20 protein-coding genes and 1 riboswitch are annotated in these 22,676 nt (G+C 73.7%); of the genes, 4 read left to right on the top strand and 16 right to left on the bottom strand.

Going from position 1 to position 22,676, the window contains the following annotated elements; all coding sequences use genetic code 11:
• Positions 1–39 precede the first annotated feature (39 nt).
• Both ROT00_RS01890 and ROT00_RS01885 read left to right on the top strand, forming a co-directional pair.
• Positions 40–387 carry a metallopeptidase family protein gene (locus tag ROT00_RS01890; protein WP_189084829.1) on the top strand — a complete coding sequence of 116 codons (348 nt, stop codon included), beginning with the start codon at positions 40–42 and terminating at the stop codon, positions 385–387.
• An 89-nt stretch (positions 388–476) separates the two neighbouring features.
• Positions 477–1,709 (top strand): D-alanyl-D-alanine carboxypeptidase family protein, encoded by a 1,233-nt coding sequence (locus ROT00_RS01885; protein ID WP_404771912.1) that lies wholly within the window; start codon positions 477–479, stop codon positions 1,707–1,709.
• A 49-nt stretch (positions 1,710–1,758) separates the two neighbouring features.
• On the opposite strand, the gene ROT00_RS01880 is transcribed toward ROT00_RS01885, so the two are convergent.
• The 15 genes from ROT00_RS01880 to ROT00_RS01810 form a co-directional block, all read right to left on the bottom strand.
• Complete coding sequence (locus ROT00_RS01880) at positions 1,759–2,016, bottom strand: hypothetical protein (protein ID WP_404771911.1); 258 nt, start codon at positions 2,014–2,016, stop codon at positions 1,759–1,761.
• Positions 2,017–2,020: 4 nt separating this feature from the next.
• A complete protein-coding gene (locus ROT00_RS01875) occupies positions 2,021–2,617 on the bottom strand; it encodes a nucleoside/nucleotide kinase family protein (RefSeq protein WP_404771909.1) in 597 nt (198 codons plus the stop codon).
• Positions 2,614–3,471, bottom strand: a complete 858-nt coding sequence (locus ROT00_RS01870) for an energy-coupling factor transporter transmembrane component T family protein (protein ID WP_404771907.1) — start codon at positions 3,469–3,471, stop codon at positions 2,614–2,616. The genes ROT00_RS01875 and ROT00_RS01870 overlap by 4 nt, the downstream gene beginning before the upstream one ends.
• Positions 3,468–4,955, bottom strand: a complete 1,488-nt coding sequence (locus ROT00_RS01865; protein ID WP_404771905.1) for an ABC transporter ATP-binding protein — start codon at positions 4,953–4,955, stop codon at positions 3,468–3,470. The genes ROT00_RS01870 and ROT00_RS01865 overlap by 4 nt, the downstream gene beginning before the upstream one ends.
• A complete protein-coding gene (locus ROT00_RS01860; protein ID WP_404771903.1) occupies positions 4,952–5,590 on the bottom strand; it encodes an ECF transporter S component in 639 nt (212 codons plus the stop codon). The genes ROT00_RS01865 and ROT00_RS01860 overlap by 4 nt, the downstream gene beginning before the upstream one ends.
• A 35-nt stretch (positions 5,591–5,625) precedes the next feature.
• Positions 5,626–5,736, bottom strand: a riboswitch (TPP riboswitch).
• A 78-nt stretch (positions 5,737–5,814) separates the two neighbouring features.
• Entirely contained in the window at positions 5,815–6,150 is a 336-nt protein-coding gene (locus ROT00_RS01855; protein ID WP_404771901.1) for a hypothetical protein, read from the bottom strand.
• A gap of 64 nt (positions 6,151–6,214) precedes the next feature.
• Entirely contained in the window at positions 6,215–7,495 is a 1,281-nt protein-coding gene (locus ROT00_RS01850) for a DNA polymerase IV (protein WP_404771899.1), read from the bottom strand.
• A 43-nt stretch (positions 7,496–7,538) separates the two neighbouring features.
• Positions 7,539–8,162 carry a hypothetical protein gene (locus ROT00_RS01845; RefSeq protein ID WP_404771897.1) on the bottom strand — a complete coding sequence of 208 codons (624 nt, stop codon included), beginning with the start codon at positions 8,160–8,162 and terminating at the stop codon, positions 7,539–7,541.
• Positions 8,163–8,278: 116 nt separating this feature from the next.
• Positions 8,279–9,799, bottom strand: a complete 1,521-nt coding sequence (gene gatB / locus ROT00_RS01840; RefSeq protein ID WP_404771895.1) for an Asp-tRNA(Asn)/Glu-tRNA(Gln) amidotransferase subunit GatB — start codon at positions 9,797–9,799, stop codon at positions 8,279–8,281.
• Positions 9,799–11,340 carry an Asp-tRNA(Asn)/Glu-tRNA(Gln) amidotransferase subunit GatA gene (gene gatA / locus ROT00_RS01835; protein WP_404771894.1) on the bottom strand — a complete coding sequence of 514 codons (1,542 nt, stop codon included), beginning with the start codon at positions 11,338–11,340 and terminating at the stop codon, positions 9,799–9,801. The genes gatB and gatA overlap by 1 nt, the downstream gene beginning before the upstream one ends.
• On the bottom strand, positions 11,337–11,639 hold the full coding sequence (gene gatC, locus ROT00_RS01830; protein WP_404771892.1) for an Asp-tRNA(Asn)/Glu-tRNA(Gln) amidotransferase subunit GatC: 303 nt from the start codon (positions 11,637–11,639) through the stop codon (positions 11,337–11,339). Before gatC ends, gatA begins: the two co-directional genes overlap by 4 nt.
• Positions 11,640–11,677: 38 nt before the next feature.
• Entirely contained in the window at positions 11,678–14,023 is a 2,346-nt protein-coding gene (gene ligA, locus ROT00_RS01825; RefSeq protein ID WP_404772143.1) for an NAD-dependent DNA ligase LigA, read from the bottom strand.
• A 77-nt stretch (positions 14,024–14,100) separates the two neighbouring features.
• Complete coding sequence (locus tag ROT00_RS01820) at positions 14,101–14,847, bottom strand: phosphotransferase (RefSeq protein ID WP_404771890.1); 747 nt, start codon at positions 14,845–14,847, stop codon at positions 14,101–14,103.
• On the bottom strand, positions 14,848–15,987 hold the full coding sequence (mnmA, locus tag ROT00_RS01815; RefSeq protein ID WP_404771889.1) for a tRNA 2-thiouridine(34) synthase MnmA: 1,140 nt from the start codon (positions 15,985–15,987) through the stop codon (positions 14,848–14,850).
• 83 nt (positions 15,988–16,070) lie between these two features.
• Positions 16,071–17,294 carry a cysteine desulfurase family protein gene (locus ROT00_RS01810; RefSeq protein ID WP_404771887.1) on the bottom strand — a complete coding sequence of 408 codons (1,224 nt, stop codon included), beginning with the start codon at positions 17,292–17,294 and terminating at the stop codon, positions 16,071–16,073.
• 106 nt (positions 17,295–17,400) lie between these two features.
• On the opposite strand from ROT00_RS01810, the gene glgX reads away from it, so the two are divergent.
• Together glgX and ybaK are read left to right on the top strand one after the other, a co-directional pair.
• Complete coding sequence (glgX, locus tag ROT00_RS01805) at positions 17,401–19,497, top strand: glycogen debranching protein GlgX (protein WP_404771886.1); 2,097 nt, start codon at positions 17,401–17,403, stop codon at positions 19,495–19,497.
• Positions 19,497–19,994 carry a Cys-tRNA(Pro) deacylase gene (ybaK, locus tag ROT00_RS01800; RefSeq protein WP_404771885.1) on the top strand — a complete coding sequence of 166 codons (498 nt, stop codon included), beginning with the start codon at positions 19,497–19,499 and terminating at the stop codon, positions 19,992–19,994. The genes glgX and ybaK overlap by 1 nt, the downstream gene beginning before the upstream one ends.
• Positions 19,995–20,004: 10 nt before the next feature.
• Here the strand turns inward: ybaK and glgP are convergent, their stop codons facing one another.
• The gene (gene glgP, locus ROT00_RS01795; RefSeq protein ID WP_404771884.1) at positions 20,005–22,584 is read right to left on the bottom strand and encodes an alpha-glucan family phosphorylase; all 2,580 of its coding nucleotides are present in this window, start codon (positions 22,582–22,584) and stop codon (positions 20,005–20,007) included.
• Positions 22,585–22,676: the final 92 nt, after the last annotated feature.

The following is a 22,676-nucleotide window of genomic DNA, read 5'->3' as shown; positions in this document are numbered from 1 at the left end:
GCGTCGGGGCCATCGTGCATCTCGAGCCGAGGAGGACGTGTGGAACTCGACGCGGAGGCCTTCGAGCGCATCGTCGTCGACGAGCTCGACCAGCTCCCCGACGACATGGTCGACGGGCTCGAGAACGTCGTCTTCGTGGTCGAGGACCGCCCGGAAGACGGCTCGCTCGACCTGCTCGGCCTCTACGACGGCACTGCGCTCACCGACCGCGATCGCTACGGCTTCGGCGAGATGCCCGATCGCATCATCCTCTACCGCGAGCCCCTGCTCGCGATCTGCGACGACGAGGAGACGCTGCGCGACGAGATCCACGTCACGCTCGTCCACGAGATCGCGCACTTCTACGGCATCGACGACGAGCGGCTCCACGAGCTCGGCTGGGCCTGAGATCGCCCTGCGGCGCGGATCGGGCCGGCGACGCCGCACCCCGGCGTCGCGGCACCGGTTCGCAGGCGCGCGCCGGTAGCCTGGACCGCATGAGTTCGTCCCCCGGCCGCACGATCGGCATCGTCATCGGAGCGATCGCCATCCTCGGCGTCGGGGCATACGCACCGGCCATGCTCCTCGGGCCGCTGCCCGACGTCGAGATCGTCGCCGCCGCGCCTCCGTCCGCCGCGGCCCCCGCCGCGCTGGCCCTGCCGGACGACGGCGCCAGCGCGATCGCCCGAGTGGGCGAGGACCCTGCCTCGCTCGCGGTGGCCGGAGACCCGGATCCGTTGCCCATCGGCGCCGCGGCGAAGCTCGTGACGGTGCTCGTGACGAACGACGCGTTGCCCCTGCCGGCCGGTGGGGCGGGCGCCGAGCTCACGATCGGCCCGCAGGACTACACCGAGTACCTGCAGGCGGAGAAGGAGGGCACGCGAACCCTCCCGGTCTCCCCCGGCGACCGCTGGACGCAGCGCGACGTGCTGCGCGCCGTACTCCTCGCGAGCAGCAACAACCACGCCGACACGCTCGCGCGGTGGGCGTTCGGCAACGTCGACGCGTACGTCGAGCGTGCGAACGGATGGCTCGAGGAGCACGGCTTCGCAACGCTCCGCGTCGCCGACGCCACGGGACTCTCGGGCGACAACGTCGGCACGGCCGAGGAGGTCGCCCGTCTCGCGGCGCTCGCACTCGCAGACCCGTCGATCGCCGCCATCGCCCGGGGCGAGCAGCTCCAGGGCCAGCGGAACGTCCCCACGGTGGTCGATCACGCCGGCGACGACGGTATGAGCGCCATCGTGCGCGGATTCACCGACGAGGCCGGCCTCGTCTTCGTCGGCCACGCGCCGCTCGGCGCAGCGGAGGGCGCGGGCGACTTCGTCGTCGCCTTCGTCCGGATGCCGGACTACGAGACGCTCGATCCCGCGATCGCCGCACTCGTGGCGAGCGTTCCCGCTGCGGCGGCTCCCGTGCCGGTGATCACCGAGGGCACGAGCTACGGCGAGGCCGTCGCTCCCTGGGGCGACCGTTCCGGCCTCGTCGCGACCGGCGCCCGCGACGCCGACGCCTGGGGCGCCGAGCCCGGTGCGCCGGAACTCGAGATCGAGCCGTTCTCCACCGCCCCGGCGGGACGAACCGTCGGCGAGGTTCGCGTCCCCGTCGCGGGCGACACCGTGAGCGCGGCGGTCGAACTCGCATCGGCGATCGGAGACCCGGGGCCGGTGTGGCGGCTGCTGAACCCGGGCGCCATCGTCGGGGCGTTCATCGACGGCCAGCAGCGCTGAGGCGCCCGGAAGCCGAGCGCGCCGAGCGACGCGTCATCGCGACGCGCGATTAGTCGTTCTCGTCGTCGGCTTCGACCGGGTCGGAGTCGCTCGGGTCGAAGCGGAACCTGGCGCGCAGCTCGCCCGAGACCTCGCGCTCGTCGATGCGGTCGTACCAGAACAGGGACTCGAGCCCTTCGACCGCCGCGACCATGCCGATCCGCGCCTCCGACGCTCCGCCCACCAGGGCACGGCGGTCGAACTCGCCCTCGAGAGGGCCGTCGACGAACTCGGCGAGGTACTCGGCGGGCGCGCTGTCTGCAGTCATGGCACTACCGTAGCCCCGCCGGCCCCTCGGCGGCGAGGACATCCGGTCGGCTGCGCACCACGAGATCCGGGACCGCCTCCCACCGATGCTTCGCGAGGTACCGGCGCCACTGGGTCTCCCAGAGCGCCCAGTACGGGTCGTACGCGCCGCCGTCACGGCGCAACGCCCGGGTCCGCCGATCGCCGAGCGGCGCCTCGACGAGGATGCGGGCGACGCCGGAGAGTCCCGAGACGGCGGCGAACGCTCCGCACCCCTCGACGATGAGCGGCCGGCCGGGGAGCACCGGACTCGCCGGCGCCACGCGCGAGGCGGCCCAGTCCCAGCCCTGGATGCGGCCGGGCCGCCCCGACCGGAGCGCCGGCAGGAGGTGCCGGCGGAGCTCCGTCGCACCGGCGTCGAGCCCCTCCCAGCCACGGTAGACGCGGTCGAGCTGCACGAGGACGGGCGCCGCACGCCACGTGCTCGCGAGCGCCTCCGCGAGGGTGGTCTTCCCGGCCCCGCTCGGCCCGTCGATGGCGACGATCGCGGGTCGCCGACGCCGGAGCAGCTCCTGCGCACGTGCCAGCGTCGCGCCGCTCGGGGCGCCGGGGCCGGCCGTCACGCCCACACCGGATGGAAGGTGCCGGCGAGCATCGCCCCGCCGATGGCGCACCCGGTGACGAGGACGGCGATGAGCAGGAGCACGGCATCCGCCGCCCCCGCCGTCGACGGTCGCGCCCAGCTGCGCGAGGTGCGCGAACCGAAGCCGCGCGCCTCCATCGCGGTGGCGAGCTTCGATCCCCGCCGGATCGCGAGCACCAGGAGAGCGAACGCCATCGTCGCGAACCGTCGGAGCGCCCCATGGTCGCCGATCCCGCGCGCCCGTCGTGACATCGTCATGGCGCGCCAGTCGTCGAGGAACAGGCCGACGAGACGGGCGCCCGCGAGGGCGCCGAGCACGAACCGGGCCGGGAGGCGCCAGAGCTGCGCGAGGCCGTCGGCGAGCTCGGTCGGATCGACGTCGAGGAACAGCAGCACCGCCGGGAGTCCGATCGCGAGGACGCGGAGGGTCACGGCGATGGCGAGCTCGATCGAGCCGTCCGTGATCCGGGCGAGCCAGAAGCTCCAGTACTCCGTGCCCGCAGGACGGCCGTAGAGGAGCATCGAGAGCCCCGCGAGCGGCGCCGCCAGGAGGATCGGCCAGCAGCGCCGCAGGATGGTCGCCGGCCGCACCCCCGCGGCCAGGAAGAGCACGAGCTGCAGGACGAGCGCGATCACCGCACTCAGCCAATCGATCGTGAACAGCAGCGGGGTCGTCACGAGGATCGCGGCCGCGAGTCGGGTGACGGGATTCACCCGGGGCAGGAACCGGAGCGTGGACGGGCGTGCAGCAGCCGTTTCGACGGCGTCGCCTGCCGCGGGCGGACGGCCGAGCGAGATTGCGACGGGATCCGCGCGCCGGAGTCGGTCGGTCATGCCGCCGCCCCCGCCGCCGGTGTCTCGGCACCGAGCGTGTAGCGGACATCGCCGAGGGCGTGCTGGTACGCGGCGTCGTGCGTCACGGAGAGCACCGCGACGCCGTCGTCCGCGAGCTCGCGGACGAGCCGGACGAGCTCGATCCAGGTGAGTCGGTCCTGTCCGAACGTCGGCTCGTCGAGGATCACCACCCCGGGCCGCGCCACCAGCACGGAGGCCACGGTGAGCCGGCGCTGCTCGCCTCCGGAGAGCGTGAACGGGTTCGCCTCGGCGAGATGGTCGAGACGCAGTCGCTCGAGCACCGGATCGATGCGGGAGGCCGGGTTCCGCTCGCCGAGGGCCCGGAGCGCGACCCCGAGTTCGCCGCGCACGGTGCGGGCGACGAACTGGTGCTCCGGCTCCTGGAACACCGTGCCGATGCGACTCAGGAGCTCCCGCGAGCGCCAGCGCCCCGGATCCACGCCGGCGCCCGCCGCGAGGGCGGCGGAGGCGACCACACGGCCGGCGAGCGGCGGGATCAAGCCGCCCAGTGTGAGCGCCAGCGTCGACTTGCCCGCGCCGTTCGGCCCGGTGAGGACGGTCGAGGTGCCCGCGCCGATCGCGAGCGAGACGCGCTCGCGGAGCGGTCGTCCGACTGCACGGCCGATGGTCGCCTCCCGGACGGCGAGCAGCCCCTCCGCGGGCGGCTCGACGACGCGCGCGCCGCCGACCTCGAGCGGCTCCCCCGGGACCCAGACGCCGGCCGCGAGCAGCTCGGCGCGGGCGGCGACCAGCACGTCCTGCGGCCTGCCGTCGGCGATGACCCGGCCCTCCCGACCGAGCACGACCATCCGATCGACGAGCTCGTGCCAGACATCGACCCGGTGCTCGACGACGACGAGCGTCGCGCCCGTCCGATCGAGCACGCGCGACACCGCGGCGCGCACCTCGGCGACGCCCTCCGGGTCGAGGTTGGCGGTCGGCTCGTCGAGCAGGAGCAGTCCCGGGCGCATCGCGATCGCCCCGGCGAGGGCGAGTCGCTGCTTCTGTCCTCCGGACAGACGGCTCGTCGGGTGGTCGAGCGGGAGCTGCAGCCCGACGGCGTCGAGCGCCTCCCGAACGCGCGTCCAGATCTCCGAGCGCTCGATGCCGAGGTTCTCGCAGCCGAAGGCGACGTCGTCGCCCACGCGGGAGAGCACCACCTGCGAGTCGGGGTCCTGCAGCACGAGACCCGACCGTCCGCGCCGGTCGGCGGGCTCGACCCCGTCGACGAGGAGTTCGCCGACCGACTCGCCCTCCTCGGCGCCGCCGTTCACCCCCGCGAGGGCGTGCAGCACCGTCGACTTGCCTCCGCCGGAGGGCCCGACGAGGAGGATCCGCTCGCCCGGCGCCACCGAGAGGTCGAGCCCGTCGATCGCCCAGCGCCGCCGGCCCGCGTGCCGCCAGCCCCAGCCCCGTGCCTCCACGCCGGCGGGGGTCACGCGTTCGCTCAGGGTCGCGCTCATACCCGCTGCGCCACGTCCTGTCCCGCGGCGAACCGGTTGAGCGCACCGGTCGCGGCGAGGGCGCGCACGACGATCCAGCCGAGGATGCCCGCGAGCACGGCCCCCGAGATGACGATCGTCGTCAGGTAGAGGCCGAGGAACTCGGGCGACTTCTGCAGATTGCCGGAGGTGAACAGTTCGAGGAGCCACGCGCCCGCCCCGGAGGCCGCACCGGCGAGGATCGCCGGGACGAGTCCGAACCGCCGGTACGCGAAGAGCGCGAAGACGAGCTCCGCCCCGAGGCCCTGGGCGATGCCCGAGTAGAGCGTCTCGATGCCCCACTGGTTGCCGACGAGCGCGGAGACGACCGCGGCGAGGAGCTCGACGAAGAGCGCGGCGCCCGGCTTCCGGATGATGAGCCCGCCGAGCACGCCGCCGATCAGCCAGATGCCGACGGCGATGCCGCCGAGGCCCGGCGTCAGCGCGTCCGCGGCGGAGAACCACGCGTAGCCGAGGGTGTTCCAGAGCAGGAAGAGCAGGCCGGTCGCGACGCCGATGACGGCGGCGACGACGATGTCGACGACCCGCCAGCGCAGGTCGCGGGCCCGCTTGACGGGCCGGTCGAGAGTGGATTCCTGGTTCGCGTTCGCGTGCACTGTGCGTGCCCTTTCTTCAGTGGAAAGCGGCACGGGATTGAAGAGATCGATCTCCCTGCGCTGGCATGACCCAGATCAGGTTCGACGGTCGAAGGTTGGAGCACCTTCCTCTCAGCCCGGCTCACCGGACTCCCGTGTTCGAGGTCGAGTATACGCGGACGCCGGCCGGCGAGCACCGACCGGCGTCGCTTCCCCGCGTGCACGCGGGGAACGGATCGTGGCGCTCAGCGCTTGAGCGCGCGGATGACGCCCTTCAGCGCCTTGCCGGCGACCCAGACGAGCGGGGTCGCGGCGAGCAGCAGCCCGATCAGATTCGGTTCGAAGCGGACGTCGCCGCCACCGCGACCGACGTATGCGCCGAGCGGAATGGATGCGCCACCGCCGCCACCACCGGAGGCGGACTGCCCCTCGTCGTCGGTTCCCGAGCCGCCACCGAAGCCGTACCAGCCGAGCGCGACGGGGATCACCGTGGTGCCGTCGAGATCGACGGCCTCACCGTAGGAGGTCTTGACGCCGACACCGGCGACGTTCTCTGCGAGGTCGAGCACGAATTCAGCCATGCGTCCACGCTACCCGCGCCGGGTGCAGGACTCCAGGGCTTGCGGTGCGCGCGAGCATCGGTGCTCAGTGATCGGCCGGGTGCGCGCCGTCGTCGAGCGGCTGCCGGAACCTGGCGCCGGCGGCCGAGCGGTCGGGTGCCCGCCCCACGAGCGCGGCCGGCTTGACCGCGCCCCGGCCGAACTTCGCCACGACCTCGTCGACCGTGCGCTCGGCGTCGCGCCACTCCTCGTCGGGGTCCCAGAGGGCGAAGCCGCCGTCACCCGGCCGCAGCTGCTCCGCACGCACGCCGATGAGCCGCACCCGTTCGCCGCGCCCGACGAGCCCGGACATCGCCTCCACGGCTTCCTCGTAGATGCGGCGCGCGACGTCGGTCGGCTCGGCGAGGGTGCGCGAACGCGTGATCGTGCGGAAGTCGTCGTAGCGGAGCTTCAGCACGACGGTGCGCCCCACCATGCTCGCCCGTCGCAACCGCACCGCGACATTCCCCGCGAGATCGAGGAGCGACCGCCGGATCTCCTCGGGATCGGAGAGGTCGTGCCCGAAGGTGGTCTCGTGGCCGATCGACTTCTCGACGCGGTGGGTGGAGACCTCGCGCGGATCGACGCCGTTCGCGAGCCGGACGAGGCGCTCGGCCAGCGCCGGCCCCACGGCGCGCTCCAGGGCGTCGGGCGGCATGGCCGCGACGTCGCCGACGGTGTGGAGGCCGAGCTTCAGCAGCGACTGCTCGGTGACGCGCCCGACCCCCCAGAGCGCGGACACCGGCAACGGATGCAGGAACGCGAGCGTGTCGGCAGCCGGTACGACGAGCATGCCGTCGGGCTTCGCGCGACCGGAGGCCACCTTCGCCACGTACTTCGAGGCCGCGACCCCCACCGAGCAGGTCAACCCCGTCTCGGCGCGCACGCGCTCGCGGATGCTCCACGCGATCTCGGCCGGGCTGCCGTGCAGCCGGCGCGCGCCGGAGACGTCGAGGAACGCCTCGTCGATGGAGAGCGGCTCGACGAGCGGGGTCACCGACTCGAAGATGGTGAGCACTCGGCGCGAGTACTCGCTGTACTTGCGGTAGTCGCCCCGGAGCACGATGGCGTTGGGGCAGCGCTGCAGCGCGACCGACATCGGCATCGCCGAGTTCACGCCGTAGCGCCGCGCCTCGTAGCTCGCCGCCGACACCACTCCTCTGCCGGCGGTGCCGCCGACGAGCACGGGCTTGCCGCGCAGCTCGGGGCGGCTCAGCAGCTCGACGGAGACGAAGAACGCATCCATGTCGACGTGCAGGATCGGGGTGCCGGAGTCGTCGACGGGGCCGGTGGTGACCTGCCTCGACGAGCCGTCCTGCTTGCTCATGGTGCGACCCTATCCCCTGCCGCCGACAGCGGCCGCGCCGGGCTCAGAAGCCGAAGTCGCCGCCGCCGAAATCGCCGCCGCCGAAGTCGCCGAAGCCGCCGTCGAAGCCGCCCTGCTCGGCGCCGGCCGCATCGACGCTCCCCGCGTCGGCGCCCGCATCCGCACCTGGATCTCCGGCGCCGGGGTCGGCCCCCTGATCGCCGGCCTCGAATGCGCCGGGTGCCGGCAGGAACGCCTGCGCGATCGCCGAGCCGACGACCACGCCCGCGATCGTCCCCAGCATCGAGCCCCCGACCATCTGGCCGAACGACGGACCGCCCGCGGCGGCGCCGCGTCCGCCCTGGAAGGCGCGCTCCATGCTGCCCGGGGCGCGCAGCTCCTGTCGGGTGGCCGCCCGGGCGAGCGCGCTCGGCTCGTCGGAGACGAGTCGCTCCCCCTCGGGCGCCTGGTCGCTCAGCGTCTGGAACACCTGCTGGCGCTGCTCCGGCGTCAGCTTCGCGAACGCCTCCGCGTGCACCTGCTCGATGGACTCGGGCGGCGCGGTGCGGAGCAGGTACCGGTAGCGCTCGATCGCCAGCTCGTCCTCGCTCAGCCGACGCGCCTGGGGCGCGGGCCGGGCGGCCGGGCGCTCCTCGGGAGCGCCGAAGAGTCGGTCGAAGAATCCCATGCTGTCCTCGTCATTCCTCGTGGGGAAGGCGATCGTATCGGAGCAGGCCACGAAACGGCTGAGAGCCGGAGCCGACCTCGTCGACCCCGGCTCTCAGCGCGGATGGCGGTCTGCGCCTACTCGGCCGCCGCCGCTCGTTCCAGCACCAGCTCGCGGACGCGCGCGGCATCCGCCTTGCCCTGCATGGCCTTCATCACGGCGCCGATCACCGCGCCGGCCGCCTGCACCTTGCCGTCGCGGATCTTCGCGAGCACATCGGGCTGGGCGGCGAGCGCCTCGTCGATCGCGGCGATCAGCGCACCGTCGTCGGAGACGACCGCGAGCCCGCGGGCATCGACGATCTCCTGCGGCGAGCCCTCGCCCGCCACGACGCCCTCGAGCACCTGGCGCGCGAGCCGGTCGGTGAGCGTGCCGGCCTCGACGAGGGCGGCGAGCTCCGCGACGTGCTCGGGGGACGCGAGCGAGGCGGCATCCCGTTCGCCCGCGTTCGCGAGCCGGGTGAGCTCACCCGTCCACCACTTGCGGGCGGCGGCGGGGCTCGCCCCGGCCGCGATCGTGGCGGCCACCTCGTTCAGGAGGCCGCCGTTCACGACGTCCTGGAACTCGAGGTCGGTGAAGCTCCACTCGGCCTTCAACCGGCGGCGACGGGCGGCGGGCGGCTCGGGCAGCGCGTCGCGCAGCTCCGCGATGCGCTCGGGCGAGGGCACCACGGGCACGAGGTCGGGCTCCGGGAAGTAGCGGTAGTCGTCGGCGTCGGACTTCGGTCGACCCGGGCTCGTGGTGCCCGTGTCCTCGTGCCAGTGGCGCGTCTCCTGCGTGATCGCGCCGCCCTTCGCGAGGATGGCGGCCTGCCGCTGGATCTCGTACCGCACCGCGCGCTCGATCGACCGGAACGAGTTCACGTTCTTCGTCTCGGTGCGGGTGCCGAGCTGCTCCGCGCCGCGGGGGCGCAGCGACACGTTCGCGTCGCAGCGGAGGTTGCCGCGCTCCATCCGCGCCTCGGAGATGCCGAGCGAGAGGGCGATGTCGCGGATCGTCGAGACGTACGCCTTCGCGAGCTCGGGAGCATCGCCCTCCGCGCCGAAGATCGGCCGCGTGACGATCTCGACGAGCGGGACACCGGCGCGGTTGTAGTCGACCAGCGAGTACTCGGCGCCCTGGATGCGCCCGGTGGCGCCGCCGATGTGCGTCAGCTTGCCCGCGTCTTCCTCCATGTGCGCGCGCTCGATCGGCACCCGGAAGGTGCGACCGTCGGCCACCTCGACCTCGACCTCGCCGTCGAAGGCGATCGGCTCGTCGTACTGGGAGATCTGGTAGTTCTTCGCGAGGTCGGGGTAGAAGTAGTTCTTGCGCGCGAAGCGGCTCGACTCCGCGATCGAGCAGCCGAGCGCGAGCCCGAGCGAGATCGACTTCTCGACCGCCTCGCCGTTCACCACCGGCAGGGAGCCCGGCAGCCCGAGGCAGACCGGCGACACGAGCGTGTTCGGCGCGGCGCCGTGGTACTTCTCGTTCGCCGGGTTCGGCGCGGGCGAGAACATCTTCGTCTCGGTGTTGAGCTCGACGTGCACCTCGAGGCCGATGACCGGCTCGAAGAGCTCGAGCGCCTGCTCGTAGTCCATCAGTTCGACGCGCGCCATCAGAGTGCGCCCTCCTCGGTCGCGGTGAGCTCGTGGATCGACAGGTCGGGGGCCTTCGCGAGCAGCGGGCCGCCCCACTCCGCCTCCAGCAGCCGCTCGAGCGCACCGCCGACGTTGTAGAGGCGGGCGTCCTGGCGGGCCGGGGCGAGGAACTGGATGCCGACGGGCAGGCCGTCCTCGGGCGCGAGGCCCGCGGGGAGCGAGATGCCGGGGACGCCGGCGAGGTTCGCCGGGATCGTCGCGATGTCGTTCAGGTACATCGCGAGCGGGTCGTCGAGCTTCTCGCCGAGCTTGAACGCGGTCGTCGGCGCCGTCGGCGTGGCGAGCACGTCGACCTTCGCGAACGCGGCGTCGAAGTCGCGCTGCACGAGCGTGCGCACCTTCTGCGCGCTGCCGTAGTACGCGTCGTAGTAGCCGGCCGAGAGGGCGTAGGTGCCGAGGATGATGCGGCGCTTCACCTCGGGGCCGAAGCCCGCCTCGCGGCTCGCCGACATGACCTGCTCGACCGTGCCGCCGCCCTGCGGAGTGACCCGGAGGCCGAAGCGCACCGAGTCGAACTTCGCGAGGTTCGAGGATGCCTCGGCGGGCAGGATGAGGTAGTACGCGGCGATCGCGTGCTCGAAGTTCGGCGCCTCGACCTCGACGATCTCGGCGCCGTTGCGCTCGAGGAGCTCGAGCGCCTCGTGGAAGCGCTGACGGACGCCGGCCTGGAAGCCGTCGGTGTCGAGCTCCTTCACGACGCCGATGCGGAGCCCCTGCACGTCGGCGCGGCGCACCGCCTCGGCCATGGAGGGCCACGGCTCCGCGATCGAGGTGGAGTCGTGGGGGTCGTGGCCCGCGATGACGTCCTGCAGCAGCGCCGCGTCGAGCACCGTGCGCGTGACCGGCCCGATCTGGTCGAGCGAGGAGGCCAGCGCGATCGAGCCGTAGCGGCTCACGGCGCCGTACGTCGGCTTGACGCCGACGGTGCCGGTGACGTGGGCCGGCTGGCGGATCGAGCCGCCGGTGTCGCTGCCGAGCGCGAGCGGGGCCTCGAACGCCGCGACCGAGGCCGCGGATCCGCCGCCCGAGCCGCCGGGGATGCGGTCGAGGTCCCACGGGTTGTGGGTCGGGCCGTACGCCGAGTGCTCCGTCGAGGAGCCCATGGCGAACTCGTCCATGTTCGTCTTGCCGAGCGGCACGAGGCCGGCCTCGCGCACCTTGCGGACGGGCGTGGCGTCGTACGGCGGGATCCAGCCCTCGAGGATCTTCGAGCCCGACGTGGAGGGCATGCCCTCGGTGACGAGCACGTCCTTGATGGCGATCGGCACGCCGGCGAGTTCGCCCAGCGACTCGCCCGCGGCACGCGCCCGGTCGACCTCGGCGGCCGCCTGCAGGGCGCCCTCGGCGTTCACGTGGAGGAAGGCGTGCACCGCGCCGTCGACGGCGGCGATGCGGTCGAGGTGCGCGCGCGTCGCCTCGACGGAGCTCACCTCGCCGCGGCCGAGACGGCCCGCGAGCTCGGCGGCGCTGAGACGGATCAGCTCATCGGCGTGGCTCACTGCTCCTCCCCCAGGATCGCGGAGACCACGAAGCGGTCGCCGTCGCGCTCGGGGGCGCCGGCGAGCGCCTGCTCCGGGGTCAGCACGTCGTCGGTCACCACATCGGCGCGGAACACGTTCTGCATCGGGATGGGGTGGCTCGTCGGCGGGACGTCGGGGGTCGCGACCTGGTTCACCTGCTCGACGGCCTGCATGATCTGGCCGAGCTCGGTGGTGAGGTGCGCGATCTCCTCCTCGGTGAGCGCGATGCGAGCGAGGGTCGCGAGATGGGCGACCTGCTCCGCACTGATTTCAGGCATGCTGCTCCGAACGTGTCGTGACGGGGATGGGAATCAGTCTATTCGAGCGCGTCGCCGGGCATCGAGTCGCCGAGGGCCGACGGGCCCTCCGTGACGAGCACGCGGAACTGCGCCGCATCGAGCACGGGGATGCCGAGCTCCTCCGCCTTCGCGAGCTTCGACCCGGCACCGGGCCCTGCGGCCACGTAGTCGGTCTTCTTCGAGACGCTCGACGCCGCCTTGCCGCCCGCAGCGATGATCGCCTCCTGGGCGCCCTCGCGCGAGTAGCCGTCGAGGCTGCCGGTGGCGACGACCGTGAGGCCGGCGAGCACGCCGCCCGCAGCGACAACGGCGCCCGGACCGGGATGCCCCGGGGTCGCCCACTGCACGCCGGCGGCCGACCAGCGCTCGACGATCTCGCGGTGCCAGTCGACGTCGAACCACTCGACGAGCGAGTCGGCGATGATGCCGCCCACGCCCTCGACCTCGGCGAGCTCGGCGCGATCGGCCGCGCGGATGGCGTCGAGCGAGCCGAACCAGTCGGCCAGGGCCCGCGCGGCGACCGGCCCGACATGGCGGATGTTCAACGAGACGAGGAGTCGCCAGAGCGGCTTCGTCTTCGCCTTCTCGAGTTCGGCGAGCAGCTTCGTGGCGGCCTCGGACGGGCCGACCTCGCGGTGGTCCTTCCGCACGCCCGCCGCCCGGCGCTCGGCGGGGGTCATCGACTCGGTGCCGGGCGGGTAGCTGGCGGGGCCGAGCTTCTGGAACGGCAGCCGGCGGACCGGCTCGCCCGTCTGCTCGTCGATCTTCACCTCGCCCGTCTCGGCGTCGCGGACGACCACCTCGATCGGCACCAGCTCCTCGAGCGTGAGCTCGAACAACCCGGCCTCGGTCGGGAGCGGGGGCTCGGCCGGGACCGTCGGCTGCGCGAGCGCGGCCGCGGTCACCTCGCCGAGCGCTTCGATGTCGAGCCCGCCGCGCGAGCCGATGTGCTCGATGCGCCCGCGCACCTGCGCCGGGCACGACTTCGCGTTGGGGCAGCGGAGGTCGATGTCGCCCTCCTTCATCGGGCGCAGCGGGGTGCCGCACTCGGGACAGCGCTCGGGCATCTGCCACTCGCGCTCGCTGCCGTCGCGGAGCTGCTCCACGGCGCCGAGGATCTCGGGGATCACGTCACCGGCCTTGCGCAGCACGACCGTGTCGCCGATGAGCACGCCCTTCGCCTTCACCACCTGCTGGTTGTGCAGCGTCGCCTGCCGCACGGTGGAGCCGGCCACCTTCACCGGCTCCATGATCGCGTAGGGGGTCGCACGGCCGGTGCGGCCGACGCCCACCGCGATGTCGAGGAGTTTCGTGTGCACCTCCTCCGGCGGGTACTTGTAGGCGATCGCCCAGCGGGGCGCCCGGCTCGTGGCGCCGAGCTCGTCGTGCAGGGCGAGCTCGTCGACCTTCACGACGATGCCGTCGATCTCGTGCTCGACGTCGTGCCGGTGCTCGCCGCGGTCGGCGATGAACGCGGCCACCTCGTCGACCGTGGAGAAGACCCGGGAGTGCGGGGAGACGGGCAGGCCCCAGCCGGCGAGGAGGCCGTAGATCTCGGACTGCTCGCGCACCTCGGGGTGCTGCCACGCGCCGATGCCGTGCAGGTACATCGAGAGCCGGCCGAGCCGTTCGCGCATCAGCTCGAGCTCGAGGGGGCCCTTCTTCTCGCGACGCTGGCGGAGGCTGCCCGCCGCGGTGTTGCGCGCGTTCGCGAACTCGGGGTATTTGGTCGGGATCTCGTCGGCCGGGCGGCCCTTGGCGAGCTGCTCGGCCTCGTAGCCGGCCTGCAGCTCGTGCTGCCGCTCGTTCAGCGCCTCGAAGTCGACCGTGCGCAGGAAGACCTCGCCCCGCACCTCGAAGAAGGCGGGGAAGCCGTCGCCGGAGAGCTCGCGCGGGATCACCGGGATCCAGTCGACGTTCTCGGTGATGTCCTCGCCGACGCGGCCGTCGCCGCGGGTGGTCGCCGTCTCGAGCACGCCGTCGCGGTACGCGAGGCTGATCGCGAGGCCGTCGATCTTGAGCTCGGACAGCCAGTGCACCGGCCGCCCGGCCGCCGCCTGCGTCTTCGCGGCCCAGTCGCGGAACTCCTCGATCGAGAACACGTTGTCGAGGCTCAGCATGCGTTCGGCGTGCTCGTGCTCGGGGAAGCCGGCCGAGACGACGGCCGCGCCGACCTGCTGGGTCGGGCTGTCCTGGCCGGCGAGCTCGGGGAACGCGCGCTCGAGCGCCTCGAGCCGGTGGAAGTCCGCGTCGTACTCGGCGTCGGAGAGCGTCGAGTCGCCGTCGCCGTAGTACGCGAGACGCGCCCCCTCGATGCGCTCGGCCAGTCGCTCGGACTCGGCCCGCGCCTCGTCGAAGCTCATGCCGTCGAAATCGGCCGGGAACTCGCTCGCAGCAGTCGTCTCGCTCACAGGCCAATCCTACGGACGACGGGCGACACTCACTCGGCGTTCCAGAGCGCCCGGTAGTACGCGAGACGCCGCTCGTCGGGCTCGACGCCGTAGGCCGCGAAGAAGGTCGGCTGCCAGCCCGATCCGTAGTTCCAGTCGAGGCTCATGCTCGCCACCGCGAGGTCCGCCCAGCGGTCGGCCACGCCGACCCGGGCCGCGTCGACGAGGGCGGCGAAGGCGCCGTCGTCGGCGAGCAGCGTGTTCGGCGCGCACGGGTCGCCGTGGCAGACGACGGGGTCGGCCGGCGGCGGATCGAGCAGCTCGGGCGGCACCGGCCGTCCGTCGCGACGCAGGAGCTCGATGCGGTGCGCGACGCTCCAGTCGTACGGGCAGTCGCCGGGGTCGAGCGCGTGGAGCCGCGCGAGGCCGTCGGCGATCGCGCGCACCGCCGTCGCCGGTTCGGCGATCCAGCGCTCGTCGACGGCCGAGCGCGCGGGGATCGCCTCGGTCAGCAGCCATTCGCCCGAGGCATCCGCGCCCGCTTCGATCACGCGGGGCGCCGGAACCCGTCCGGCGAGCCAGCGGAGCCGCTCCGCCTCGTCGGCCAGCGACTCGCCCGAGTCCCGCGGGTTCCACTTCACGACGCGCGGCCGATCGCCCTCGATGCGGAACGTCAGCCCGCCGGCCTCGTTCCGCCAGAGCGGGGTCGTGCGCCGCCCGCCCGCGAGCTCCAGGACCTTCGCGGGACGCGCGATCCCGGCCTCCGGACGCTGGCTCGCGAGCGCGGGCCCGCTCATCTACGCCCCGACGGGGACGGCGCTGACGGTGCGGTCGATGGTGCACTGCCCGAGCACGCGGGTACCGACGTAGACGACGGCGGTCTGCCCCGGCGCCACGCCGTCGAGCGGCTGCGCCGGCCGGACGACGAGCTCGGCGGCGCCCGCACCGTCGCGATCGATGCGCGCGACGGCGGGCACCGGATCGGCGTGCGCCCGGATCTGCACCTCGCAGTCGAACTCGGCCCCCTCCGCCGCGACGAGCCCCGAGGCGACGGGGTCGAGCCCGGCCCAACTGAACCGCGAACCGGCGATCTCCGCCGTCGCGAGCGCCTCCTTGGGTCCCACCACGACGGTGTTCTCCTTCGGGCGCACCTCGAGCACGAAGCGCGGGCGGCCGTCCGGGGCGGGCGTGCCGAGCCGGAGCCCGCGCCGCTGCCCGACCGTGTAGGCGTGCGCCCCGTCGTGGCTGCCGACGACGGCGCCGGTGCGGTCGACGATGTCGCCGGGCGTCTCGCCGACACGATCGGCGAGCCAGCCCTTCGTGTCGCCGTCCGGGATGAAGCAGATGTCGTAGGAGTCGGGCTTCCGCGCCACCGCGAGGCCGCGCCGCTCCGCCTCCTGGCGCACGAGCTCCTTCGAGGGCGTGTCGCCGAGCGGGAACCAGGCGTGCGCGAGCTGCTCCGCCGTCAGCACGCCGAGCACGTAGCTCTGGTCCTTCGCCTCGGCGCTCGCGCGGTGCAGCTCGAGCTCGCCGGACGCCCCCGGCAGCACCTTCGCGTAGTGCCCGGTGACGACCGCGTCGAAGCCCAGCGCGAGGGCCTTCTCGAGGAGCGCTGCGAACTTGATGCGCTCGTTGCAGCGCATGCACGGGTTCGGCGTGCGGCCCGCGGTGTACTCGGCGACGAAGTCGTCGACGACGTCCTCCTTGAACCGCTCGGAGAAGTCCCAGACGTAGTACGGGATCTCCAGCAGGTTCGCGACGCGTTGCGCGTCCATCGAGTCCTCGATCGTGCAGCATCCCCGGCTGCCCGTGCGGAGGGTGCCGGGCATGCGGCTGAGCGCGAGGTGCACGCCGACGACGTCGTGGCCGGCTTCGACCGCGCGCGCCGCGGCGACGGCGCTGTCGACGCCCCCGGACATGGCTGCTAGCACTCGCATGCCGTCCAGTCTACGAAGTCCCGGCTGGACGGCGGCCGGACGGCGCGGATCGGCGGGCGCCGCACCGGATGCCGGGCGCGGGCTCAGCGGTCGAAGGAGGTGCGCCGGGCGGCGAGCCCGGCCCTCGCCGCCCGTTCGTGAGCAGCGGGCAGCGCCGCGAGGAAGGCGTCGACGTCGGCATCCGTCGAATCATGGCCCAACGTGACGCGGAGCGCGCCGCGCGCCTCGGTCTCGCTGCGTCCCATCGCGAGGAGCACGTGCGAGGGCTCGGGCACCCCCGCCTGGCACGCCGAGCCGGTCGAGACCGCGACGCCCGCGGCGTCGAGGAGGAAGAGCAGCGAGTCGCCCTCGCAGCCGGGGAAGGCGAAGTGCGCGTTGCCGGGCAACCGTCCCGCGGCGTCCGGGTCGCCCGAGAGCACGGCCCCGGGCACGGCCTCTGCGACGCCGGCGATCAGCCGGTCCCTGAGCGCGGCCATGCGTGCGGCATCCGCGTCGAGCCGGAGCGCGACCGTCTCTGCGGCCGCGGCGAAGGCGGCGGCGGCCGCGACGTCCTGGGTGCCGGAGCGCACGCGGCGCTGCTGCCCCCCGCCGTGGATGAGCGGCTCGATGCGGCCGGTGCGGTCGAGCACGAGTCCGCCGATGCCGGCCGGCCCGCCGATCTTGTGCGCCGAGACGCTGATCGCGACGAGTCCCTCCCCCGGCTTCGCAGCGGTCTCGCGGCGCAGCGCGTGCAGGCCCACCGGCAGCTGTCCGTACGCGGCGACCGCGTCGAGGTGCAGCGGCACCCCCGCCGCCGCGGTGAGCGCCGCGACCTCGGCGACGGGCTGCACCGTGCCGACCTCGTTGTTGGCCCACAGCATCGTGACGAGCGCGATCTCGGCGGCGTGGGCCTCGAGCTCCGCGGCGAGCGCGTCGGTGCTGAGCCGGCCGAGCGCGTCGACGGGCAGCTCGACGACCTCGGCGCCGTCGTGCGCGGCGAGCCACTCGACGGTGTCGAGGGTCGCGTGGTGCTCGCCGGCGGGGAGCACGACGCGGGGCCGCCGGGCGTCGTGCTGGCGCTGCCAGTAGAGGCCCTTGACGGCGAGGTTGATCGCCTCCGTGCCGTTGCCGGTGAGGACGAGTTCGATGGGATCGGCGTCGAGCGTCGCGGCGATCACGGCGCGGGACTCCTCGAGCGAGCGCTTGGCCCGTTGTCCGGCGCTGTGGATGGAGGCCGGGTTGCCGACCGTGGCGAGCGCGGCGGTGAGCGCGGCGACGGCCTCGGGACGCATCGGCGTGGTCGCGGCGTGGTCGAGGTAGACGGGCATCCCGTGCTCCTCTCCTGCGCTCCTGGCGATGGACGCGTGCCGTCGGCCGGTCTCCGCACTCCGCGGTGCGCGGACTGCGCGACGTCCACGAACTACTGTAGATCGCATGTCGGCCCCCGATCCTCTGCGCGCGCTCGGTGCCGCGCCCGGCGCGGAGGGCGGGGAGCTGCGGATCTGGTCGGAGCACGCCGACGCGGTCGAGCTCGTCGTCTTCGACGGCGAGGACCTCGACTGGGCGGTCGATCGGGTCTCCCTCGCCCGGGACGAGCACGGCGTGTGGTCGGGCCGCTCGGGCGCGCTCGTGCCCGGTGCGCGGTACGCGGTCCGGGTGGACGGCCCCACCGGCGTCGAGCACGCGTTCAATCCCGTGCACGATCTGCTCGACCCCTACGCGCGGGGTCTGGTCCGGGCCGGCGACGGCTCCTGGCGCGGCGTCGCGCTCGGCCGGCTCGGCGACGGGGACGGCTTCGACGGCGGCGGCGTCGCCCCGCCCCGGGTGCCGCTCGACCGCACGGTCGTCTACGAGACGCATGTCCGCGGTTTCAGCCGGAGGAATCCCGCCGTGCCGGAGGCGCTCCGCGGTACCTACGCGGGGCTCGCGCACGACGCCTCGCTCGAGTACCTCCTCGACCTCGGGGTGACGACGGTCGAACTCCTCCCGGTGCAGGCGTTCGTCTCCGAGGAGCGGCTCATCCGGCAGGGCCGGGTGAACTACTGGGGGTACAACACGCTCGGCTTCTTCGCCCCGCACGGCGCGTACGCCTCGGCGGCGGCGCAGGCGGAGGGCGCCGCGGGCGTGCGGCGGGAGTTCGCGGGGATGGTCCGGCGGCTCCACGAGGCGGGCCTCGAGCTCGTGCTCGACGTCGTCTACAACCACACCGCCGAGGAGGACCGCGAGGGGCCGACGTACAGCTTCCGCGGCATCGACAACGCCGCGTACTACCGGCACGACGCCCACGGCCGCTACGTGGACACGACGGGATGCGGCAACACGCTCGACTTCGGCCGGGCGCCCGCGGTGCGGCTCGTCCTCGACTCGATGCGGTACTGGGCGGGCGAACTCGGCGTCGACGGCTTCCGGTTGGATCTCGCGGCGACCCTCGGACGGGACGACCACGGCGGGTTCACGGCGGAGCATCCGCTGCTCCGCGGGATGCTCGACGACCCGGTGATCGGTGCCGCGAAGCTCATCGCGGAGCCGTGGGACCTCGGCCCCGACGGCTGGCGCACGGGCGGGTTCCCCGCGGGGTTCAGCGAGTGGAACGACCGGTACCGCGATCGGATGCGGGACTTCTGGCTGGGCGACCTCAGGCGCGAGCGCGAGACGGGCTCCGCAGGCAGCGGCATCGGCCGCTTCGCGACGCGTCTGGCGGGCTCGGCGAACACGTTCCCGCCCGAGCGGGGCCCGCTCGCGAGCCTGAACTTCATCACCGCGCACGACGGCTTCACCCTCGCCGATCTCACCGCGTACGACGTGAAGCACAATCTCGGCAACGGCGAGGACAACCGCGACGGCACCGACCACAACCTCTCGTACAACCACGGCGTGGAGGGCGAGGCGGCCGACCCCGAGGTGCGGGCGGCGCGCCGGCGGAGCATCCGGAACCTGCTCGGCACGCTGCTGCTGTCGGCGGGGGTGCCGATGCTCACCGCGGGCGACGAGTACGGCCGGACGCAGCGCGGCAACAACAACGCCTACTGCCACGACTCCCCCCTGACCTGGCTCGCCTGGACCGCCGAGGATCGGCCGCACTCCGCGCCGGCGCTCCGGCGCACCGTGCAGACGCTCATCCGGCTGCGGGCGGAGAATCCCGCGCTCCGGCCGATCCGCTACGGGGTGTTCGGCGAGACGACGCCGAGCGCGACCCAGATGGACTGGTACAACGCCGACGGCGCGTCGATGGGGATCGACGACTGGAACTCTCCCGGCGAGCGCACGCTGCAGTTCCTCGCGGCGTCCACCCCGGAGCACGAGCCGCCGAACCGGATCCTCCTCGTCGTGCACGCGCGGGGCGCGGACACCGAGGTCGTCCTCCCCAGGCACGACGGGGTCGTCGCGTACGCACCGCTGTGGGACTCCGCGCTGGAGGAGCCGGAGGGATCGTCGGTCCGCCTCGCCCCCGGCGACCGCCTCGCCGTCGGCGCGTGGTCGATGCAGCTGCTCCGGGCCGAGCCCGCTGCGGTCGCGGAGGGCGAGGGCTGATGGCGAAGCGGTCGGATGCCTCGGCCGGCACTCCCGCCACCGTGGCCCTCGCCGCGGCCGGCGTCCCGTACGTGCCGCGCGCGTACGAGCACGACCCGCGCGCGGCGGCGTTCGGACTCGAGGCGGCCGAGAAGCTCGGCGTCGAGCCCGAGCGGGTGTTCAAGACCCTGCTCGCCTCGGTCGACGGCGGCCTCGTGGTCGGGATCGTGCCGGTGGCCGAGCAGCTCGACCTGAAGGCGCTCGCGCAGGCGGTCGGCGGCAAGCGGGCCGAGATGGCCGATCCGGCGCTCGCCGAGCGCAAGACCGGCTACGTCGTCGGCGGGATCAGTCCGATCGGGCAGAAGACGGCGCTGCCGACGGTGCTCGACGAGACCGCGATCCTGTTCGAGACGATCCTCGTATCCGGCGGTCGGCGCGGCTTCGACCTCGAGCTCGCGCCCGACGAACTCCTCCGGGTGACCTCGGGCCGCTACGCGCCGATCGCCCGGTCCCGCTGAACCCGGGCGTTCACCCCTCGGCGAGCGCGACGAGCCCGAGCTCGGCGGGTCCCGCGAGGAGCGGGCTCGAGGGCACGATCCGAACGGTGTAGCCGAACGCCCCCGCGCGGTCGAGCGTGACGGTGCCGCCGTACTCGCCGTCGCCGGTGCGGGAAAGCCGGGTCGTGCGGGGCTCCGCGAGGGAGTCGTCGGCCCGGCTCCGTCCGGAGACCAGCTCGACCGCGACGTCGGCGTCGTCGAGGCCGCCGAGGGCGACCTCCGCGCGCACGTGCAGCTCGTCGCCGACGGCCGGCTGGTCGAGGCCGCCGGACTCGACGTGCACGACCCTGACGGCGGGCCATTCCGCGCGCACGCGGGCGCTCCAGGCGGCGAGCTCGCGGGCGCCGCGCGCACCGTCGGCGACCATCGCCCTGCGCCGCTCGGCCGCCGGCCGGTAGAGGCGCTCGACGTACTCGCGCACCATGCGGTCGGCGCCGAGCTCCGGCACGAGCCGGGTGAGGGTGGTGCGGAGCATCCGCACCCATTCGCCGGGCACCCCGTCGGCGTCCCGCTCGAAGAACGCGGCGGACTCCCCCGCGTCGGGGCGGTCGTAGTAGGCCGGCACGATGCGGTGCTCGAGCAGTTCGTACAGCGAGGCCGCCTCCCGGGCGTCGCGGTCGGCGTCCTCCCCGGCGGAGTCCGCGGAGGGGATGACCCAGCCGAAGTCGTCCGAGGCGTACTCCGCCCACCAGCCGTCGAGGATCGAGAGGTTCAGCGCGGCGTTCATGGCGGCCTTCATGCCCGAGGTGCCGCACGCCTCGAGGGGGCGGAGCGGCGTGTTGAGCCAGACGTCGCAGCCCGGGTAGAGGAGCTCGGCCATGCCGATGTCGTAGTCGGGGAGGAACACGATGCGCTCGCGCAGCTCCGGCCGCGCGGCGAACTGCACGAGCCGCTGGATGAGGCGCTTGCCTTCGTCGTCCGCCGGGTGGGCCTTGCCGGCGATGACGAACTGCACGGGTCGCGCCGGGTCGGTGAGGATCGCGGCGAAGCGCTCCGGGTCCTGCAGCATGAGCGTCAAGCGCTTGTACGTGGGAACGCGGCGGGCGAAGCCGACGGTGAGGACGTCCGGGTCGAGCGCGCGGGCCATCCACTCCGGCGCGTGCCCGCCCGGGTGCTGCTCGAGCCAGGCGGCGACGAGCCGTCGTCGCGCCTCCTCGACGAGCCTGGTCCGCATCTCGCGCTTCACGGCCCACAGCTCGGCATCGCCGACGGCGGGGCTCAGCCAGTCGGCGTGCTCGCTGTCGTCCGTGCCGAGCGAGCGCTCGGCGAGCGCGACGAGGGCCGGGTCGGTCCAGCTCGGGGCGTGCACGCCGTTCGTGACCGAGGTGATCGGCACCTCCTCCGCGTCGAAGCCCGGCCAGAGGGCGGCGAACATGCGACGGCTCACCCGGCCATGCAGCTCCGAGACGCCGTTCGCGTGCTGCGCGAGCCGGAGCCCCATGACGGCCATGTTGAAGGCGCTCGTGGCCGGGTCGGCCCCCGGCTCCACCCCGAGCGCGAGGGCGTCCGCGGGCGCGACGCCCGGGAGCAGCTCGGCGGTGACGTAGCGTTCGACGAGCGCCCGATCGAAGCGGTCGATGCCGGCGGGCACCGGGGTGTGGGTCGTGAACACCGTGCCCGAGCGCACCAGTTGGAGCGCCTCCGGGAAGGTCAGGCCCTCGCCGATCGCCGCGGAGATCCGTTCGAGCCCGAGGAAGCCCGCGTGCCCCTCGTTCATGTGGAAGACCTCGGGCTCCGGTGCCCCGGTGAGCTCCACCCAGGCGCGCAGCGCCCGCACGCCGCCGATGCCGAGGAGCAGCTCCTGCAGCAGCCGGTGCTCGCTGCCGCCGCCGTAGAGCCGGTCGGTGACGCCGCGGAGCTCGTCGGCGTTCGTCGGGACGTCGGTGTCGAGCAGCAGCAGGGTGACCCGGCCGACGGCGGCGCGCCAGACGCGCGCGGCGAGGGTGCCCCCGTCGGGGAGGGCGAGCGAGACCTGCACGGCGCTGCCGTCCGGCCGGCGCAGCACCGACAGCGGCAGCCCGTCGGGGTCCTGCGCGGGGTAGCGCTCCTCCTGCCAGCCGTCCGGCGAGAGCGACTGCGCGAAGTAGCCGGTGCGGTAGAAGAGCCCGACGGCGACGAGCGGGACGCCCAGGTCGGATGCGGCCTTCAGGTGGTCGCCGGCCAGGATGCCGAGTCCGCCCGAGTACTGCGGGAGCGCCGCGGCGATGCCGTACTCCGGCGAGAAGTACGCGACGAGCCCGGGCGGTTCGCCCTCGAGCCCCTGATACCAGCGGGGCTCGGCGAGGTACGCGTCGAGGCCGGCCCGCTCGCGCTCGGCCCAGGACACGAAGTCCTCGTCGGCGGCGAGGGCGTCGAGCCGCGCCGGTTCGACCTCGCCGAGGAAGGTCACCGGGTCGCGCTCGGAGCGCGCCCACGCCTCGGGGTCGATGTGCTCGAAGAGTCGGCGGGTGGGCTCGTGCCACGCCCAGCGCAGGTTCGCCGCGAGTTTCTCGAGCGCGGCGAGACGCTCGGGGACGACGGCGCGGACGGTGAACTTCCGGATCGACTTCACCCCCTCAGACTAGGAGGCCGGCGTGTCCGGCGTGTGAACGCGACGTCACCGCTCGTCCCGGGCGACGCCGAAACCCGGCTGCGCTAACGTTC

Origin of the sequence: Agromyces mediolanus, assembly GCF_044917495.1 — a bacterium.
Lineage (GTDB): Bacteria > Actinomycetota > Actinomycetes > Actinomycetales > Microbacteriaceae > Agromyces > Agromyces mediolanus_B.
The sequence above is the reverse complement of the archived record's forward strand: the minus strand, read 5'-3'. Positions and strand labels throughout refer to the sequence as shown.

Bases quoted from the DNA above. Each gene is read 5' to 3' on its own strand.
- ROT00_RS01885 (WP_404771912.1), top strand. From the start codon at position 477: ATGAGTTCGTCCCCCGGCCGCACGATCGGCATCGTCATCGGAGCGATC.
- ROT00_RS01880 (WP_404771911.1), bottom strand. From the start codon at position 2,016: ATGACTGCAGACAGCGCGCCCGCCGAGTACCTCGCCGAGTTCGTCGAC.
- ROT00_RS01870 (WP_404771907.1), bottom strand. From the start codon at position 3,471: ATGACCGACCGACTCCGGCGCGCGGATCCCGTCGCAATCTCGCTCGGC.
- ROT00_RS01865 (WP_404771905.1), bottom strand. From the start codon at position 4,955: ATGAGCGCGACCCTGAGCGAACGCGTGACCCCCGCCGGCGTGGAGGCA.
- ROT00_RS01855 (WP_404771901.1), bottom strand. From the start codon at position 6,150: ATGGCTGAATTCGTGCTCGACCTCGCAGAGAACGTCGCCGGTGTCGGC.
- ROT00_RS01850 (WP_404771899.1), bottom strand. From the start codon at position 7,495: ATGAGCAAGCAGGACGGCTCGTCGAGGCAGGTCACCACCGGCCCCGTC.
- ROT00_RS01845 (WP_404771897.1), bottom strand. From the start codon at position 8,162: ATGGGATTCTTCGACCGACTCTTCGGCGCTCCCGAGGAGCGCCCGGCC.
- gatB (WP_404771895.1), bottom strand. From the start codon at position 9,799: ATGGCGCGCGTCGAACTGATGGACTACGAGCAGGCGCTCGAGCTCTTC.
- gatC (WP_404771892.1), bottom strand. From the start codon at position 11,639: ATGCCTGAAATCAGTGCGGAGCAGGTCGCCCATCTCGCGACCCTCGCT.
- ligA (WP_404772143.1), bottom strand. From the start codon at position 14,023: ATGAGCTTCGACGAGGCGCGGGCCGAGTCCGAGCGACTGGCCGAGCGC.
- ROT00_RS01820 (WP_404771890.1), bottom strand. From the start codon at position 14,847: ATGAGCGGGCCCGCGCTCGCGAGCCAGCGTCCGGAGGCCGGGATCGCG.
- mnmA (WP_404771889.1), bottom strand. From the start codon at position 15,987: ATGCGAGTGCTAGCAGCCATGTCCGGGGGCGTCGACAGCGCCGTCGCC.
- ROT00_RS01810 (WP_404771887.1), bottom strand. From the start codon at position 17,294: ATGCCCGTCTACCTCGACCACGCCGCGACCACGCCGATGCGTCCCGAG.
- glgX (WP_404771886.1), top strand. From the start codon at position 17,401: ATGTCGGCCCCCGATCCTCTGCGCGCGCTCGGTGCCGCGCCCGGCGCG.
- ybaK (WP_404771885.1), top strand. From the start codon at position 19,497: ATGGCGAAGCGGTCGGATGCCTCGGCCGGCACTCCCGCCACCGTGGCC.